Source organism: Streptomyces sp. JH34 (genome assembly GCF_029428875.1).
Lineage (GTDB): Bacteria > Actinomycetota > Actinomycetes > Streptomycetales > Streptomycetaceae > Streptomyces.
This window is the reverse complement of the sequence record NZ_JAJSOO010000001.1, coordinates 4,102,568-4,118,270: the sequence shown is the minus strand read 5'-3', so window position 1 is coordinate 4,118,270 and position 15,703 is coordinate 4,102,568. Positions and strand designations below refer to the sequence as shown.

The following is a 15,703-nucleotide window of genomic DNA, read 5'->3' as shown; positions in this document are numbered from 1 at the left end:
CGACGGGAGGGCGCGACCAGCGATGGTCGCGCCCTCCCGTCGTACGCGGGTGTACCGGTCAGACCCCTGCGTAGGAGTGCTTGCCGGTGACGAAGATGTTCACGCCGTAGTAGTTGAAGAGCCAGCAGCCGAAGGCGACCAGCGCCAGGTAGGCGGCCTTGCGGCCCTTCCAGCCGGCCGTCGCACGGGCGTGCAGGTAGGCGGCGTACGCGACCCAGGTGATGAAGGACCAGACCTCCTTGGGGTCCCAGCCCCAGTAACGGCCCCACGCGTCGCCCGCCCAGATCGCGCCCGCGATGATCGTGAACGTCCACAGCGGGAAGACGGCCGCGTTGATGCGGTACGAGAAGGTGTCCAGGCTCTTGGCGGCCGGCAGCCGCTCCATGACGGAGGTCGCGAACTTCCCGGGCGTCCCGCCGTTGGCCAGCTTGTTCTCGTAGCTGTCGCGGAACAGGTAGAGCAGCGTGCCGACGGCACCCAGGTAGAAGACCGCGCCGCAGATGATGGCGGTGGAGACGTGGATCCACAGCCAGTAGGAGTGCAGCGCCGGGACCAGCTGGTCGCTGTCGGTGTACAGCGTGGTGGTCGCGATGCCGAGGTCCAGCAGGACCGTGGTGACCAGCAGCAGACCGATCCAGCGGACGTTCTTCCTCAGCGCGAGCAGGAGCAGGTACGCGCCCACGGCCACCGTGGAGAAGGTGATCGAGAACTCGTACATGTTGCCCCAGGGGGCCCGCTGCACCGACAGGGCACGGGCGACGACTCCGCCCGCCTGGACGGCGAAGGCGACGACGGTCAGCGAGACCGCGATCCGCCCCCAAAGGTCGCCCTTGAAGGTGCCGCCGGCCGCACCGGGGCCGTCCGGGACGTCACGGGATCCGGCGGCGGAGCGCGTGACGACCTGGGGGCGCTCCAGCACGGCGGTGCCACCCTGTTGCGCGGCCTGCACCTTCACCGCCGGACCGGTTGCCGAGTCCTTCTTGAGCGCGGCGGCCGTGCGGCCGACCTTGCTCCGGCTGCCGAACACCCACTCGGCGATGTGCGCGAAGAAGGCCAGGGTGTAGACGGCCATCGACGAATAGATCAGCGTGTTGCTGACGTTCGCCAGATTCTCGTTGGTTGCGGCGGCGAGATTCACTTCTCAGCCCCTTCGGCAGGTTCTTCGGAGAGTTGTTCGGGACGGTGGTCGGGATCGGGTCCGGACGCGGTCGGCGCCACGGTGTGGAGCGCGACCGCGAGGTCGGTCAGCTCCTCGGGGAGCTTCGCGGACTCGCTGCGTCCCAGGCCCGCCATCTCGACGACGGTGACACCGTCCGTCCCCCGCACGGCCCGCACCCACACCCGGCGGCGCTGGATGAAGAGCGATCCGGCGAGGCCGATGATGGCGGCGACGGCGCCGGTGAGCGCCCATCCGCTGGCGGGCTGACGCGTGATCTGGAAGCTGGCCCACTCCTCGACGCTCTCGAAGGTGATCGACCCCGCGCCGTCGGGGAGCTTCATGGTCTCCCCAGGGCGCAGCCGCTTCTTCAGCTTGTCCCCGTTGCTGTCCTTGAATTCCTTCATGTCGGACGTGTCGAGCTGGTAGACGTTCTGCGGCAGACCCGAGTCCACGCCGAGGCTGCCGTAGTAGCCGTTGAGCGCGAGGACCGGGTAGTCGAGACCGGGGTACTGCGAGAACATCGTGCCCTGGCCGTCACCGGCGAACGTCGGCACGAAGAACGCCTGGAAGCCCAGCTGGGACTTCTTGCCGCTCTTGTCCTTGTAGCCGTCCATCACCTTGATCGCGCCGGTCGAGGTGACGTTGTTGTCGATGGGCAGCAGGGGCACCGCGCTCCGGTAGACCTCCTTGCCCTCGCCGTCCTTGACCGAGATGACCGGGGCGTAGCCGTGCGCGTTGAGGTAGACCTTCGTGCCGTCGACGACGAGCGGCTTGTTGACCTCGATGACCTTCTTCTTCGTCTCCCCGTCCGCGCCCTCCGCGTACGTCACCCGTGCCTCGTAGGTGCGGGGCGTGCCGCGCTGGGGGCCGTTGCGCTCGTACGTGCCGACGAAGTCCTTCAGGTCGAAGCTGAAGGGGGTGAGATCGTCGTCGTCGAAGAGCGAACCGGACTTGAAGTCGTCGTACTGGGTGATGGTGTTGGCGAACCCGTCGCCCTCGACGACCAGCTTGCCGCCCTCGGACTTGAAGAGCTGCCCGCCGGCGAACGCGACCAGCATGACGATCAGCGCGACGTGGAAGAGCAGGTTCCCGGTCTCGCGGAGATAGCCCTTCTCGCTCGCGACCGCGTCAGCGACGACGTGCGAGCGGAAGCGCCGCTTGCGCAGGATCGAGAGGGCTGCCTCGCGCACCTGCTCGGGCTCGGCGTCGGTGCGCCAGGTGGTGTACGCCGGCAGCCGGGTCAGCTTCTTCGGCGCGCCCGGTGGGCGGCCACGCAGCTGCCCGACGAACTGCCAGGTGCGCGGGACGATGCAGCCGATCAGCGAGACGAACAGCAGGATGTAGATCGCGGAGAACCACACCGAGCTGTAGACGTCGAAGAACTGCAGCTTCTCGTAGACCGGACTGACGGTGGTGTGGGCCTCCTTGAAGGTCTGCACCTTCAGTTCGTCCACGCTGTTCTGCGGGATCAGCGAGCCGGGGATGGCACCGAGCGACAGCAGGAAGAGCAGGATCAGCGCGACCCGCATCGAGGTGAGCTGCCGCCAGAACCACCGGGCCCAGCCGATGACGCCCATCGAGGGCAGGGAGGCGGCGGACTCCTCGCGCGGGGCGGTGGAGAGCTGTTCCCCGGCCTGGCCGAGGTCGCGCTCGTCCGTGGTGTTCGTGTTGCTCATGGACTCAGATCCCCACAGTGAAGCCGTTGGACCAGACCTGCATCTCCTGGATGAGCATGTCCCACGCGCCCGTCAGCAGGAGGATGCCGGTCACGATCATCATGCCGCCGCCGATGCGCATGACCCATGCGTAATGGCGTTTGACCCAGCCGAACGCGCCGAGCGCCCGGCGGAAGGCGATCGCCGCCAGGACGAAGGGGACGCCGAGCCCCAGGCAGTACGCCACCGACAGGATCGCCCCGCGCCCGGCCGTCGCCTGGTCGAAGGCGAGCGCGTTGACGGAGGCGAGCGTGGGGCCGAGGCAGGGCGTCCAGCCGATCCCGAAGAGCGCTCCGAGCAGCGGCGCTCCCGCCAGCCCTGTCACCGGCCGCTTGTGGATGCGGAACTCGCGCTGCGTCATCCAGGGCAGGAGCCCCATGAAGAAGATCCCCATGAGGATCATCAGCGCGCCGAGGACCTTGGAGAGCGTCCCGCTGTACTCCTGGAGCGTCTGGCCGAAGAAGCCGAAGAGCGCGCCGCCGGACACGAACACGGCGGTGAAGCCGAGGACGAAGAGTGCGGCGCCGGCGACGGTCCTGCCCCTGCGGCGTTCGGCGAGGTCGGCGCCGCTGACCCCGGTGACGTAGCTGAGGTAGCCGGGCACGAGCGGCAGGACGCACGGCGAGAAGAAGGAGACGAGCCCTCCGAGCAGGGCGATGGGCAGCGCCACTATGAGGGCCCCGCCGGCCACCGTCTCGTTTCCGCCGGTGGTCGCGGCCAGCTGGAGGACGGCGGTCACTTCTCGGCGACCAGCGGGTCGATCATCTCGCGCAGCTTCGTGGCGTCGAGCGCCGCGAGGGAGCGGGCGGCGAGCTTCCCCTCGCGGTCGACGACCACGGTCGACGGGATGGCCTTCGGGTTCAGCGTGCCCTTGGGGAAGCGCAGGAGCTGCTTGCCCGTCGGGTCGTAGAGGCTCGGGTAGGTGACCCCGAAGTCCTCCTCGAAGCTGACCGCGAGGGACTTCTGGGGGTCGCGGGTGTTGACGCCGACGAACTGGACGCCCTGGTCCTTCATCTCCTCGGAGACCTTCACGAAGTGCTTGGCCTCCGCGCGGCAGGGGCCGCACCACGATCCCCAGAAGTTCAGGACGACGATCTTGCCCTTGTAGTCGGCGATGTCGAGGTCGGTGCCGTCCAGGGTCGCGCCCGCGAGCTTCGGCGCGGCGGTGCGTTCGCCCTTGGCGACGGTGGAGATCCCGCCACTGCCGGTGACGAAGTTCGTGTTGCCGCCACCGCCCGCCCGGTTGCCGTCCCCACTGCATGCGGACAGGGTCAGGGCACCGGCCACAGCGGTGGCGGCGAGCAGGGTGAAGCGGCGTCGGAGTGCGCGGCCAGAGCTCATGTGAAAAGTTTCGCATGGCAGTTCCAGGGATCTTGGGCACCCCCCTCGGTGCCCGTAAAGCCCCTTGTCAGGACTGTTTGAAGAAGGCGTTCCAGCCACCCTCGGGGGCCTGTCCGACCTGGAGCGAACGAAGCTTCGCGAGCACCGCCGGGTCCTGTACGTCGAGCCAGTCGACGAACTGCCGGAAGGAGACGAGGCGCACATCGGGCTTGCCCGAGATGTGTTTGAGCGCGTCCTCCACGGCGTCCATGTAGATGCCGCCGTTCCACTCCTCGAAGTGGTTTCCGATGTAGAAGGGCGCGCGGTTCGTCTCGTAGGCGCGGTCGAATCCGGCGATGTACGCCTGGGCGGCCTGGGTGCGCCACCCGGGATAGCGGGACGGCATGCCCTTGGTCGAATTCTTCGACTGGTTGGCGAGGATGTTGTAGTCCATGGAGAGGACCTCGAAGGAGTGCCCGGGGAACGGAATGCCCTGCAGCGGGAGGTCCCAGACGCCCTGACGCCTCTCGGGCCACATCTGGCTGCCGCCCGGCGAACTCGCGTCGTAGCGCCAGCCCAGCTGCTTCGCGGTGGGCAGGAGGTTGTCCTGGCCGAGCAGACAGGGCGTACGGCCTCCGACCAGTTCCTTGCGGTAGTCGAAGGGCAGCGGGTCGACGTCCTCCCAGCCGGTGTTCGTGCGCCATCCGGTGACGAACGACACGGCCTGGTCGATCTCGCTCCGCCATTGCGCGGGCGTCCAGTCGCCGACCGATCCGGAGCCGCCGCAGAAATGCCCGTTGAAATGGGTGCCGATCTCGTGACCGTCGAGCCAGGCCTGGCGGACGTACTTCAGTGTCTGCTTGACGTGGTCGTCGGTGAGATAACCGATGTCGGAGGCGCCGCGGGGGTTGTTGGGCGGCCGGTAGAGGGACTTCTTCGACTCGGGCAGCACATAGAGCCCCGAGAGGAAGAAGGTCATCGCCGCGTCGTGTTCCTGGGCGAGTTCGAGAAAGCGCGGGAAGAGACCGTTGCCGACTTCGCCCGCCCCGTCCCAGGAAAAGATCACGAACTGCGGCGGCGTCTGGCCGGGCTCCAGCACAACGGGGGCGGCGGGCTGATTGGGCTGCTTTCCGGTGTCCGCCGTGGAACCGTCACCGATCAGCCTGACGTGCTTCTCGGGTGGGCCGCCGCCGTTCCCGGGCGTCGCCTTGCCACCGTTGCCACGCTTCTCGGGTTCCGGCCGTCCGCCGTCCGATGACCCGAGGGAGCCGCAGCCGGTCATCGAGAGTGCGGCTGCGGCTCCGAGTCCGGCCCCGAGCAGGCCCCTTCGGTTGATTTCACGCATTGCGTCCCCATCTGCGGTCGTATTACCTCAATGCCATACAAACTGGCGATGGCTTAGATGAGGAAACCAACACGGAGGTTCCGCCGATAATCACAAAAGTTGTTACGTGAACACACCCTTACAGGTGCTGCACACCGCACACAGACGGACGCCGCGCACGGACCCCGGAGTAGGGGCCCGGTGCGCGGCGTACGGTCCCGGTGCGCGGCACGGGAGCGGCTACGCGCCGAACGCCTTGGACTTCCCCTTCACGGGCTTCGCTCCCGCGAGCAGGTGCGCGGGCACCAGGTCCCGGGCGGGCTCGGTGTACCCGACGGACACGATCTTGTCCCCCTGGTACGTGAAGGTCGTGAGCGAGGCCAGGGTGCACTCCCGCTTGCGCGGGTCGTGCCACAGCCTGCGCCGCTCCACGAAGCTCCGCACGATCCAGATGGGCAACTGGTGGCTGACGCAGACCGCCTCGTGCCCGCGCGCGGCGTCACGCGCCGCGTCCAGCGCGCCCATCATCCGCACGACCTGCTCGACGTACGGCTCGCCCCAGGACGGCTTGAAGGGGTTGGTGAGGTGCTTCCAGTTCTCGGGCTTGCGCAGTGCGCCGTCGCCGACCCCGAAGGTCTTGCCCTCGAAGACGTTGGCGGCCTCGATGAGGCGCTCGTCGGTGGCCAGTTCCACGCCGTGCGACGTGGCGATCGGCGTGGCGGTCTCCTGGGCGCGCTCCAGCGGGGAGGCCACGACATGCGTGATGTCGCGCTTCTCGAGGTGCTCGGCCACCCGGTCCGCCATCCGGCGGCCGAGCTCGGACAGGCTGTAACCGGCGCGGCGCCCGTAGAGCACGCCCTCCGGGTTGTGCACCTCGCCGTGGCGCATCAGGTGGACGACGGTGATGTCCTTCGCCCCGTCCTCGCTGTTCCCGCTGTGCGTGCTCATGCGACGGCCTCCGATGCGGCGCGGGCGGCGGCGGGCAGCGCCGCGGCGACCCGCTCCAGCGCCCGCGCGTCGTGGGCGGTGGAGACGAACCAGGACTCGAAGGCGGACGGCGGCAGGTACACGCCCTGCTCCAGCATCGAGTGGAAGAACGCGGTGAAGCGGAAGGCCTCCTGCTTCTTCGCGCCCTCGTAGTCGCGTACGGGCTCGTCGGTGAAGAAGACGGAGAACATGTTGCTCGCCGCCGACACCGTGTGTGCGACGCCCTCCTTGCTGAAGGCCTCCCCGACGAGGGAGCGCAGCTCCGCGGAGACCGCGTCGACCTTCGCGTACGCCGCGTCGTCGAGCAGCCGCAGTTGGGCGAGGCCGGCGGCGGTGGCGACCGGGTTCCCGGAGAGGGTGCCCGCCTGGTAGACCGGCCCGGCCGGGGCCAGGTGCGCCATCACGTCGGCGCGGCCGCCGAACGCGGCGGCCGGGAAGCCTCCGCCCATGACCTTGCCGAAGGTCATCAGGTCAGGCCGCACCCCGTCGATGCCGTACCAGCCGGCCTTGGACGTACGGAATCCGGTCATCACCTCGTCGGAGATGTACAGCGCGCCGTCGGCCGCGCAGATCTCCTTCAGCCCTGCGTTGAAACCGTCCAGCGGCGGCACGACGCCCATGTTGCCCGGCGACGCCTCGGTGATCACACAGGCGATCTCACCCGGCTGCGCGGCGAACGCCGCGCGCACGGCCTCCAGGTCGTTGTACGGGAGCACGATCGTGTCGCCCGCCTGCGCCCCGGTCACCCCGGGCGTGTCGGGGAGTCCGAAGGTGGCGACCCCGGAACCGGCGGCGGCCAGCAGCGCGTCGACGTGACCGTGGTAACAGCCGGCGAACTTCACGACCTTGGCGCGTCCGGTGAATCCACGCGCGAGACGGATCGCGGACATGGTCGCCTCGGTGCCCGACGACACCAGCCGCACCTGCTCCACGGGCTCGATCCGGGCCACGATCTCCTCGGCGAGCGCGACCTCGCCCTCACCCGGCGTACCGAACGAGGTACCCCGGGCCACCGCCTCCTGCACGGCCGCGGTGACCTCGGGGTGCGCGTGGCCGAGGATCATCGGCCCCCACGAACACACGAGGTCGACGTACTCGCGGCCGTCGGCGTCAGTGAGGTACGGACCCGTGCCGGACACCATGAACCGGGGCGTACCGCCCACGGCGCGGAAGGCGCGCACGGGAGAGTTCACGCCGCCGGGCGTCACCTGGGACGCGCGGTCGAACAGCGTCTGTGAAACTGGGGCTTCGTATGAATACGCCACTTTGGTCCTGATCTGCGATTCGGTGTTCGGGGGGCCCGGCCGGGAATTCCGGCCCGCCGGTGAGCAGGGAGCGCGCTCTCCCCGTATGAGGCTCGTACAACGAAAGGGCGTCAGTCTCCTCGCGTCTGCAAAACTGGGGCGTCACAGGGAAAGCTCACACATGCCATGGTGTCAGAGGCGTGGACGGTCTTGCGGACAGGTGTTTCACCGCACGCCCGTGGGGGAGGTCACTGACGATGATCGGGTTGCGCGGCGGGGCTGTGTCTCCTAAGAAGTAGTCGGGTGGATGAGATATGCATCGCGGTGGCGGAGTGGGTGAAGGGACCGACGACCTGGGGCCCGAGCCTGCCCGACGAGGGCGGCACCGGCGCAAGGCCGAACGCGAGGCCGAGCGCGCACGGGACGCACCGGCGGGTGGCGTCGACGGTCCGGGGATCAGGAGCAGTGGAAGGGTGGGGGTGACCTACAAGTACTTCGGTGCCCCCGACGGGGCCACCGCCGCACGTGTGCCCATTTCCATGCGCCCCGAGGAACTGGGGGGCGACGAGCTGGGCATGGGCGGCATGTTCAGCAAGATCAAGCCGGAGACGGTGGCGGCCATGGTCCTCACCGGCATACAGGGCATACCCCTGCACAAGGTGCCGCCGCTGGAGCTGGTCGTTCTCCACCCCGACTACGCGGTGGTCAAGCTGCCGATGACGGTGGTCGACCCCCTGCGCGACGTCGGCGAGGAGTCGGTCGGCGCGGCGGCCTTCATCTGGTCCACGGTCCCCGACCGCGGCGGCCCGCGTGACGCCTTCAACGTCTACCAGCTGCTCCACGAATGGCAGGACTTCTCCCACCGGCTGCACGACGCGGGACACCAGGCGTACTGCCTGGTGTGGCCCTGACGCGGCAGCGCGTCCTCGTCGCGACCGGCGGCCGCACGGACGTGGTGCCGGGTCCGCGCTCCACCCCGGTCCGGCGGTGTAGGAACATATGACACATGACAGCGGATGAACTGCATGTGGTCGTGGAGACCACGGACGACGGTGCCGTCCTGATCCGTGTCAGGGGAACCCTGGACGGGTGGTCGGCCCCTTCCGCGCTCGTCGACGCGCTGGAGGAGGCCGCCGGGAGCGGTGGCCGGCTCACCGTGGCCGACCTGTCCCGGCTCGAGTTCGCCGACTCGACGGCGCTCCACGCCCTGCTGAACGCGCATCGGCGCCACGCCGGGGCCGGAGTGGCACTGGTGCTGGCCGGACCGCTCGACACCGGCGTGCGCAGGCTCTTCGAGGTCTCGGGCACGCTCGGCGCCTTCACGTTCGCCGACACGGTGGAAGCGGCACTGCGATGCTGACCGCCCGCGGGCCGCGCCGTCCACGGACCGGCTCCCGGACAGGGAGTGTGGTCCGGGCCCGACCGGGCAGGCGCAGAGGGCGATGAACGGGGAACGAGAAGTACTGAGGGACGGCGCGAGTCCTGCCGACGGGGCGGAGGAGGCCGTCAGCCCACCTGCTCCGAAGGAGCCGATGGGCGCCTTCCCCGCGCCCGGCGTGCCACGGAACGCGGCCGCCGCACGGGACATGGTCACCCGGCTCCTGGAGGCGGAGTTCTGTTCGCTCGGCGGAGAGGGACCCGCCGACGTCGTGGTGGCCGACGCCCTGCTGGTGACCTCCGAGCTCGTGACCAACGCGGTCAGGCACGGCGGCGGTCTCACCGGGTTCACCGCGGAGATCACCGACGACGGTCTCCTCCTCACGGTCGCCGACGCCAGTACACACGCGCCGGTCACCGCCGAACGCGATCCGGCCGCCGCCTCCATCGGCGGGTACGGCTGGCTCCTGGTACGCCGCCTGGCGAGGCGGGTGTCCATCACGTACCTCCCCGGCGGTAAGCACATCGTGGCGCTGGTCGCCCTCGCCTGAGCGCCGGGCCACGCGCTCGCGCCCCTCGGAAGGACGGGCTACCGCAGTCGTCCGCGCTCGTCGACGGACACCGGAGGCGTGGACAGGCGTGCACGCGCACCAGGTGCGCGAACGGCGGCCGCGCGGACGGGAGGGCGAAGCCGGCCGGCGCCGCGTTCCTCCGGGCCGCCGCCTGCCCTCCGCGGGACTCCTTCGTCCAGGTCGTCCGGATCCACTGGACGGTGATCTCCGCAGTCTCCCCTGCCCCTCGCCGAGGAGAGACTGTACGTATCGCGCGGCACCCGCGTGGACCGGCGGGTGTCCGCAGCGGCGGACGTGAACGGTTGGCATAATCCCTGCATGGTCCGCGAGCCTCTCGACAACTCCGCGCCGGCAGGCCCGCCCGTGGTGGCGGCCGAGGGCGAGGTCAACGGTTACTGGGTAGTCCGTGCGCAGGGCGATCTCGACAGCGACACCATCGACCCGCTGTTCATCGCCCTGTGGCAGGCCGTGCCCGGGCACCAGGTCGTCGTACTGGACGCGTCCGCGGTCACCTTCGCGGACTCGTCGTTCCTCAGCCTGCTCATCGAGGTGCACCGGAGGACCGAGCTGCGCGTCGCCGCACCGGGCGCGGTCCTGACCCGGCTCCTGCGGACCGCGGGCGTCGACCGGGTGATCAGGAGCTACCCCACACTCGACGCCGCCCTCGGCGAACCGCCGCGCGGCTCCTCGACGCCGCCCGTTCCTTCCGGCTGACGCGAGACCGCCTCAGCCGGAAGGAACGGGCGGCGGCACCGTCCGGTACCGGTCGCCGGCCGGCGGCGGTCCGTCCTGCGCACGCTCACGCTCACGCTCACCCCGGTCATCGGCACCGTCGAGGACGAAGAGGTGCCGGATCCCCGTGACCTCCAGGGTCCTGCGGAAGAAGTCGGGCGCGTTCCGCAGCTGCAGCACGACACCGCGCGACGTCGTGTCGCGGTGGATCTGCAGAAGGGCGGAGACCCCGCTCGAGTCGCACACGCGCAGCCCGGAGCAGTCCAGGACGAGCGCCTGCGGGGCGGGTTCGGCCGCGAGGCATGCCTGGGCACGCTCCACCAGCTGCTCACTGGTGTCGTAGTCCAGGTCACCGACGAGACCCAGTCGTACGGCACCCGGACCGGCTTCAACTTCCAGGGTGAAGGGCGGACAGGGCAGATCGGTCATCCGAGGCTCCGGGGTTGTGGCCGACGGCTGCGAGGTGGGCGTCCAGGGTGGTACGCGCCGCACCGAGCAGCCGGGTGGATCGGGGGAAGTCCTTGAGCTCGGCCCCCAGGACGTCGAGGACCGGCCGCAGGGAGACGGCCGGAACCTGCCGGGCCTCCAGGATGCCCGCGGTCCAGCCCAGGAAGCCGGTGAAGAGCTCGTCGTCGTCCATGTAGAGGGCCACACCGAGGTATTCGACGATGTGGGAGATGTCCTGTGCGGTGTGCTCGCGCTGCTGCTCCGTGTAGGCCGTGGCCGCGGGGAAGCGGCTCTCCAGCTGTGCCAGCACCTCCCGCACGAGCTGCGGCCGGCTGCGGACGACGAGGGTGTACTCCTGGTCGCCCAGGTGCGGCAGATCGTCTATCTGCTGCCTTCCGGCGGCCGGCACGGGCACCGCGATCCCCTCAGCGATCCGGCGCGCGGCAGCGCGGGCGTCGGGCGCCCAGGCGTCGGCGCCCAGGCGGAGCGCGTACCGCCCGTCGGGCCCGAACGCCGCCCCGCCCGCGAGTACGGGCACTCCGACGGCCTGGCAGGCGGTGACGGCCGCGTGCGCGGCGGGCAGCCGGGTGGGGATCGAGGAGGACAGCGCGACCACGTCCGCGCCGTTGTTGTGCAGGTGTCCGATGAGGTGCGGTGTGGGCACCTGGGCCCCGAGGAAGTCGACCTGCCACCCGCGCAGCGTGAGGACCTCGGCCAGCAGACGGGCCGGCAGCACGTGCCATTCCTGGTCGACACAGGCCACGGTGACGCGGCCCAGACGCGGGGTGGTGCGTGCGGCCGGGTGGTGGGCGAGGGCGGCGATGACCCGCTCGGCGATGGCACTCGCCGCGTGTTCCTGCGCCACGCTGAGGCGGTTGGCCGCCCACTCGGTGCCGACCCGCGCCTGTACCGGGGCGATGACGTCCAGCAGCGCGGTCTCGGCGTCGATCCCGGCGTCCAGCGCGGTGAAGAGCACCGCGGCGGCGGCGTGTTCGTCCCGGCCGGTCACCGCGGCCCACAACTGTTCCTGGAGACCGTTCACGTCGGGTGCGGCAAGGATGTCTGTACTCATTGCGTGTACCTGCCCCGGGTGTGGCCGTTCACCGCGCTCAGGTGGGTGGTCGGCGGAGCGGTGATCGCGACGAGCGCCATGTCGTCGTGCCGGCCGTCGTGGAGCCACTGGGACGCGAGCATCTGCACACGCTCGACCACGGCCGTGCCCGGCATGCCCGCGCACTCCCGCATGGCCCGCATCAGCCGCTCCTCACCGAACAGTTCGTCGCCGAGGGGCCCGCCGCGGGCCTCGGTGACGCCGTCCGTGTAGAGCAGGCACGTCTCGCCCGGGAGCAGTTCGGTCTCCACGGTGCGGGCCTCGATGTGGGGCAGCGCCCCCACCAGGGTCCCGCGGGTGTCGATCTCCTCCACCCGGCCGTCGTTCCGGATCACCAGGGGGGCGGGGTGGCCCGCCGAGGTGAGGCGCAGACGCACCCGGTTCTCCTCGCGCCGGACCGAGGCCAGCACGAGCGTCGCGAAGCGGGTGTGGTGCGAGTTGAGCAGCGCCCCGTTGAGCAGCCGCAGCATGGCCTCGTGGTCGCCCGCCATCGGTGTCAGCGCCTGGAGCGTGTTGCGGATCTTGCCGGTGAGCACGGCCGCGTCCAGGCCCTTGCCGCACACGTCCCCGAGGACCGCCAGGGACGCGTCCTCGGGGGTGCTGCCCGGGTGGACGTCGTAGAAGTCGCCGCCGACCCGGTCCCGCGCCGCCGCGGGCTGGTAGCCGCCGGCGAACTCGACTCCGTTGACCCGGTCCAGCCGGGGCGGCAGCAGGTCGCGCATGAGGGTCCGCGTTATGTCGCTCTGCTCGGCGTACAGCCGCGCGGCGGACAGGGCGGCACCGGCCCGCGCCGCGAACAGCCGGGCGAAGATCTCCTCGTTCTCGTTGAACTCGGTGGAATCCGTGCCGCGCAGCAGCACCAGGACACCCGCCGGTACACCGTGGCCCGGCAGCGGGGTGACGGCGGCCGACCCGACGGTGCCGCCGAAGCCCTCGGGGATGAGCCAGTCCGGCAGGAAGGCCGGGTCGATCCACCGGGAGGGTACGGGCGGGAAGCCCTGCAGCGCCTCGCTCAGGCCGGGCACCAGGGCGGTGTCCGCGATCACCGTGCGGCGGACCGCCGCACCGCCCTCGACGGCGTACGTCATGGGCAGTTTTCGTCCCGCGGCGGGCACGATGACGATCGCGGCCTCGGCGAGGTACCGGGAGGCGAGCTGAGCGGTGACGAGCATGCAGCGGTCGGTGTTCAGCGACGCCAGGAGGACGTTCGAGGCCTCCGCCAGGAAGGCGGTGCGCTCCCGCTCCGTGGCCAGCTCCTCCTCGACGAGCCGCCGGTCGGTGTCGTCGGCCAGCCACCACACCACCTCACCGTCGCCGTACGGGGCCGGGTGCGCCTCGAAGCTCCGTGCGCCGATCCGCCCGCGGAAGGCGGCATGGGCGTCACCCCCGGGGCGGCCGGTGGGGTTCGTCGTCTCCTCGTGGGCACGTGCCAGCCAGGACGGCGCGGCATCCGACAGTGCGACGCCCGGAGTGACGCCTCCCAGGAGCGAAGCGGCTGCCGGGTTGAGATCGCGGACCGTTCCTGTCCGGTCCACGACGATCACTGCGTACGGGGCCGGGCCCCACAGGTCGGAGGCGGACCGTTGCTGAGTTTTCGTGGCGATGTGTTCCTTCAGAGGAGCCATGAGGGGGGACCCGCCCGAGGCGAGCCGCACCACCTTCCAACTGGACGAAAAGTACTTTCCCTTCGGCAACCATTGCCCAGTCGGGGCACGAATGGCAACCCGCCCGTCCACGCCGGGACGACGGCGGAACGGCGTGTGCGCCATCTCTCCCGAAGAGCTTCACGCCAGGCACACGGATCGCATGAAATGCCTGATATCGTCCGCCCCGCCCCGTCCCCGTCGGACCTCTTCCCCGCGCGGCCCGGTCACACCGGCGCCCGCTCCGGACATCCCGGCGCAGGGTCACGGGGTGCGTCAGGAGCCACCGGCGAGCCGGCCGCTGAGGGAGCCGTGGAGGTCGGCACTCCGCTCGTTGAGACCGATGATCTCGACGCTCTTCCCCCGCTGTTCGTACTTCGTGGTGATGGCGTCCAGCGTCGCGACCGAGGAGGCGTCCCAGATGTGTGCCGAGGTCAGGTCGATGACGACCGACCGGGGATCGGCGGCGTAGTCGAAGCGTCCGACGAGGTCGTTGGACGAGGCGAAGAAGAGTTCCCCGAAGACGGAGTAGACGATCCGGCCCCCGTCCGCGTCGGTGACGGACGTGACATCGGCGAGGTGGGCGACCCGCCTGGCGAATATGACCATCGCGGTGACCGAGCCGACGACGACACCGACGGCGAGGTTCTCGGTGGCGACGACACAGACCACCGTGACGACCATCACCACGATCTCGCCGGCCGGCATCCGCCTGAGCGTCCCCGGTGCGATCGAATGCCAGTCGAAGGTCGCGAAACACACCATGACCATCACCGCGACGAGGGCCGCCATCGGGATACGGGAGACGAGCGGCCCGAACGCGATGCACAGCACCATCAGGAAGACGCCCGCGAAGAACGTGGAAAGCCGCGTACGGGCACCGGAGACCTTCACGTTGATCATGGTCTGGCCGATCATCGCGCAGCCGCCCATGCCGCCGAGGAAGCCGGTCACGATGTTGGCGACGCCCTGGCCGATCGACTCGCGGGTCTTGCTGGAGTGGGTGTCGGTGATCTCGTCGACCAGCTTCGCCGTCATCAGCGACTCCATCAGGCCGACCAGCGCCATGGCCAGCGCGTAGGGGGCGACGGTCGTCAGGGTGTCCAGGGTGAAGGGCACGTCGGGCAGGCCGGGCACCGGCAGGGACGAGGGCAGCTCGCCCTTGTCGCCGACCGTCGGCACCGCGATGCCGGCGGCGACGGTGATCGCCGTGAGGATGACGATGGAGACCAGCGGGGCCGGGACCGCCCTGGTGATCCGCGGGAACAGCACCATCAGGACCAGCCCGCCGACGACCAGCGGATACACCGGCCAGGGGACGTCGCTCAGCTCGGGGACCTGCCCCATGAAGACCAGGATCGCCAGCGCGTTGACGAAGCCGACCATCACGCTGCGGGGCACGAACCTCATCAGCCTGGCGACACCGAGCGCGCCGAGTACGACCTGGAAGACCCCGCCCAGGATGACGCCCGCGATCAGGTAGCCGAATCCGTGCTCCCGGTTGAGCGGGGCGATGACGAGGGCGACCGCGCCGGTCGCGGCGGAGATCATCGCGGGCCTGCCGCCGACGACGGAGATGACGACGGCCATCGTGAAGGCGGCGAACAGACCGACGGCGGGGTCCACCCCGGCGATGATCGAGAACGAGATCGCCTCGGGGATCAGTGCGAGCCCCACGACGAGACCGGCCAGGACCTCCGTGCGGAAGACCTTCGGGGACAGCCAGGACGGCCGGAAGCCACGCAGCCGGCCGGCCGGGGACAGTACGGATGCAGGCAAGGGAGACGTGACCTGTCGTTGCTCGGGCAGGCCCGGCGGACCGGGACGTGCACAGGACGCGGAGGCCGGAGGGCTTCCCGCGGTTCGTCCGCGACCGCGGACGAGTACTTCGGGGCGGAGCGCACCGCTGCCGCCGGGCTCACGGAGAGCGGCCGTGCGGACGGCACGGGCTCGGCCGGAACGCGCCGGACCCCCTTCGCACGGGGCGCCGGATCGCGCCGGAGGCGTCGTCGGCCCCGGGTACCTGGCGCCGTGCAACTCTACCCTAACGTTAGGGTAGGGATCGGAACGCC

The 15,703-nt window shown here is 70.2% G+C and carries 15 protein-coding genes and 1 pseudogene; 4 read left to right on the top strand and 12 right to left on the bottom strand.

Features of this window, described 5'->3' with window-relative positions; translation table 11 throughout:
* Window positions 1-58: 58 nt before the first annotated feature.
* From ccsB to hemL, 7 genes are all read right to left on the bottom strand, one after another.
* Window positions 59-1,138 carry a c-type cytochrome biogenesis protein CcsB gene (ccsB, locus tag LWJ43_RS18365; protein ID WP_277333319.1) on the bottom strand — a complete coding sequence of 360 codons (1,080 nt, stop codon included), beginning with the start codon at window positions 1,136-1,138 and terminating at the stop codon, window positions 59-61.
* A complete protein-coding gene (resB, locus tag LWJ43_RS18360) occupies window positions 1,135-2,835 on the bottom strand; it encodes a cytochrome c biogenesis protein ResB (RefSeq protein WP_277333318.1) in 1,701 nt (566 codons plus the stop codon). The genes ccsB and resB overlap by 4 nt, the downstream gene beginning before the upstream one ends.
* A gap of 4 nt (window positions 2,836-2,839) precedes the next feature.
* On the bottom strand, window positions 2,840-3,613 hold the full coding sequence (locus LWJ43_RS18355) for a cytochrome c biogenesis CcdA family protein (protein ID WP_277333317.1): 774 nt from the start codon (window positions 3,611-3,613) through the stop codon (window positions 2,840-2,842).
* Window positions 3,610-4,215 (bottom strand): TlpA family protein disulfide reductase, encoded by a 606-nt coding sequence (locus LWJ43_RS18350; RefSeq protein WP_277333316.1) that lies wholly within the window; start codon window positions 4,213-4,215, stop codon window positions 3,610-3,612. Before LWJ43_RS18350 ends, LWJ43_RS18355 begins: the two co-directional genes overlap by 4 nt.
* Before the next feature lie 67 nt (window positions 4,216-4,282).
* Window positions 4,283-5,539: a polysaccharide deacetylase family protein gene (locus tag LWJ43_RS18345; protein WP_277333315.1), complete on the bottom strand. Its 1,257-nt coding sequence runs from the start codon at window positions 5,537-5,539 to the stop codon at window positions 4,283-4,285.
* A gap of 219 nt (window positions 5,540-5,758) precedes the next feature.
* A complete protein-coding gene (locus LWJ43_RS18340) occupies window positions 5,759-6,466 on the bottom strand; it encodes a histidine phosphatase family protein (RefSeq protein ID WP_277333314.1) in 708 nt (235 codons plus the stop codon).
* Window positions 6,463-7,686: a glutamate-1-semialdehyde 2,1-aminomutase gene (hemL, locus tag LWJ43_RS18335; RefSeq protein WP_277335923.1), complete on the bottom strand. Its 1,224-nt coding sequence runs from the start codon at window positions 7,684-7,686 to the stop codon at window positions 6,463-6,465. The genes LWJ43_RS18340 and hemL overlap by 4 nt, the downstream gene beginning before the upstream one ends.
* 377 nt (window positions 7,687-8,063) lie before the next feature.
* On the opposite strand from hemL, the gene LWJ43_RS18330 reads away from it, so the two are divergent.
* The 3 genes from LWJ43_RS18330 (at window position 8,064) to LWJ43_RS18320 (ending at window position 9,677) form a co-directional block, all read left to right on the top strand.
* The gene (locus LWJ43_RS18330) at window positions 8,064-8,660 is read left to right on the top strand and encodes a hypothetical protein (protein WP_277333313.1); all 597 of its coding nucleotides are present in this window, start codon (window positions 8,064-8,066) and stop codon (window positions 8,658-8,660) included.
* 95 nt (window positions 8,661-8,755) lie between these two features.
* Complete coding sequence (locus tag LWJ43_RS18325; protein ID WP_277333312.1) at window positions 8,756-9,109, top strand: STAS domain-containing protein; 354 nt, start codon at window positions 8,756-8,758, stop codon at window positions 9,107-9,109.
* Window positions 9,110-9,281: 172 nt separating this feature from the next.
* The gene (locus LWJ43_RS18320) at window positions 9,282-9,677 is read left to right on the top strand and encodes an ATP-binding protein (RefSeq protein WP_277333311.1); all 396 of its coding nucleotides are present in this window, start codon (window positions 9,282-9,284) and stop codon (window positions 9,675-9,677) included.
* Between the two features lie 91 nt (window positions 9,678-9,768).
* Here the strand turns inward: LWJ43_RS18320 and LWJ43_RS33090 are convergent.
* Window positions 9,769-9,948 (bottom strand): annotated as a pseudogene (locus LWJ43_RS33090) (hypothetical protein); the annotation flags it as partial.
* A gap of 68 nt (window positions 9,949-10,016) precedes the next feature.
* On the opposite strand from LWJ43_RS33090, the gene LWJ43_RS18315 reads away from it, so the two are divergent.
* Window positions 10,017-10,412: an STAS domain-containing protein gene (locus LWJ43_RS18315; RefSeq protein WP_277333310.1), complete on the top strand. Its 396-nt coding sequence runs from the start codon at window positions 10,017-10,019 to the stop codon at window positions 10,410-10,412.
* 12 nt (window positions 10,413-10,424) lie between these two features.
* On the opposite strand, the gene LWJ43_RS18310 is transcribed toward LWJ43_RS18315, so the two are convergent.
* The 4 genes from LWJ43_RS18310 to LWJ43_RS18295 all read right to left on the bottom strand — a co-directional run bounded on the left by LWJ43_RS18310 (window position 10,425) and on the right by LWJ43_RS18295 (window position 15,410).
* Window positions 10,425-10,859 carry an STAS domain-containing protein gene (locus LWJ43_RS18310; RefSeq protein ID WP_277333309.1) on the bottom strand — a complete coding sequence of 145 codons (435 nt, stop codon included), beginning with the start codon at window positions 10,857-10,859 and terminating at the stop codon, window positions 10,425-10,427.
* Window positions 10,819-11,949, bottom strand: coding sequence for a cobalamin B12-binding domain-containing protein (locus LWJ43_RS18305; protein WP_277333308.1), 1,131 nt, complete (start codon window positions 11,947-11,949; stop codon window positions 10,819-10,821). Before LWJ43_RS18305 ends, LWJ43_RS18310 begins: the two co-directional genes overlap by 41 nt.
* Window positions 11,946-13,613 carry a SpoIIE family protein phosphatase gene (locus tag LWJ43_RS18300; protein ID WP_277333307.1) on the bottom strand — a complete coding sequence of 556 codons (1,668 nt, stop codon included), beginning with the start codon at window positions 13,611-13,613 and terminating at the stop codon, window positions 11,946-11,948. The genes LWJ43_RS18305 and LWJ43_RS18300 overlap by 4 nt, the downstream gene beginning before the upstream one ends.
* A gap of 294 nt (window positions 13,614-13,907) precedes the next feature.
* Window positions 13,908-15,410, bottom strand: coding sequence for a SulP family inorganic anion transporter (locus LWJ43_RS18295; RefSeq protein ID WP_277333306.1), 1,503 nt, complete (start codon window positions 15,408-15,410; stop codon window positions 13,908-13,910).
* Window positions 15,411-15,703 lie beyond the last annotated feature (293 nt).

Coding starts and splice junctions, on each gene's coding strand:
- LWJ43_RS18325 (WP_277333312.1), top strand. CDS start 8,756: ATGACAGCGGATGAACTGCATGTGGTCGTGGAGACCACGGACGACGGT.
- LWJ43_RS18345 (WP_277333315.1), bottom strand. CDS start 5,539: ATGCGTGAAATCAACCGAAGGGGCCTGCTCGGGGCCGGACTCGGAGCC.
- LWJ43_RS18320 (WP_277333311.1), top strand. CDS start 9,282: ATGGGCGCCTTCCCCGCGCCCGGCGTGCCACGGAACGCGGCCGCCGCA.
- LWJ43_RS18300 (WP_277333307.1), bottom strand. CDS start 13,613: ATGGCTCCTCTGAAGGAACACATCGCCACGAAAACTCAGCAACGGTCC.
- resB (WP_277333318.1), bottom strand. CDS start 2,835: ATGAGCAACACGAACACCACGGACGAGCGCGACCTCGGCCAGGCCGGG.
- LWJ43_RS18305 (WP_277333308.1), bottom strand. CDS start 11,949: ATGAGTACAGACATCCTTGCCGCACCCGACGTGAACGGTCTCCAGGAA.
- LWJ43_RS18310 (WP_277333309.1), bottom strand. CDS start 10,859: ATGACCGATCTGCCCTGTCCGCCCTTCACCCTGGAAGTTGAAGCCGGT.
- LWJ43_RS18330 (WP_277333313.1), top strand. CDS start 8,064: ATGCATCGCGGTGGCGGAGTGGGTGAAGGGACCGACGACCTGGGGCCC.
- LWJ43_RS18315 (WP_277333310.1), top strand. CDS start 10,017: ATGGTCCGCGAGCCTCTCGACAACTCCGCGCCGGCAGGCCCGCCCGTG.
- LWJ43_RS18350 (WP_277333316.1), bottom strand. CDS start 4,215: ATGAGCTCTGGCCGCGCACTCCGACGCCGCTTCACCCTGCTCGCCGCC.
- LWJ43_RS18340 (WP_277333314.1), bottom strand. CDS start 6,466: ATGAGCACGCACAGCGGGAACAGCGAGGACGGGGCGAAGGACATCACC.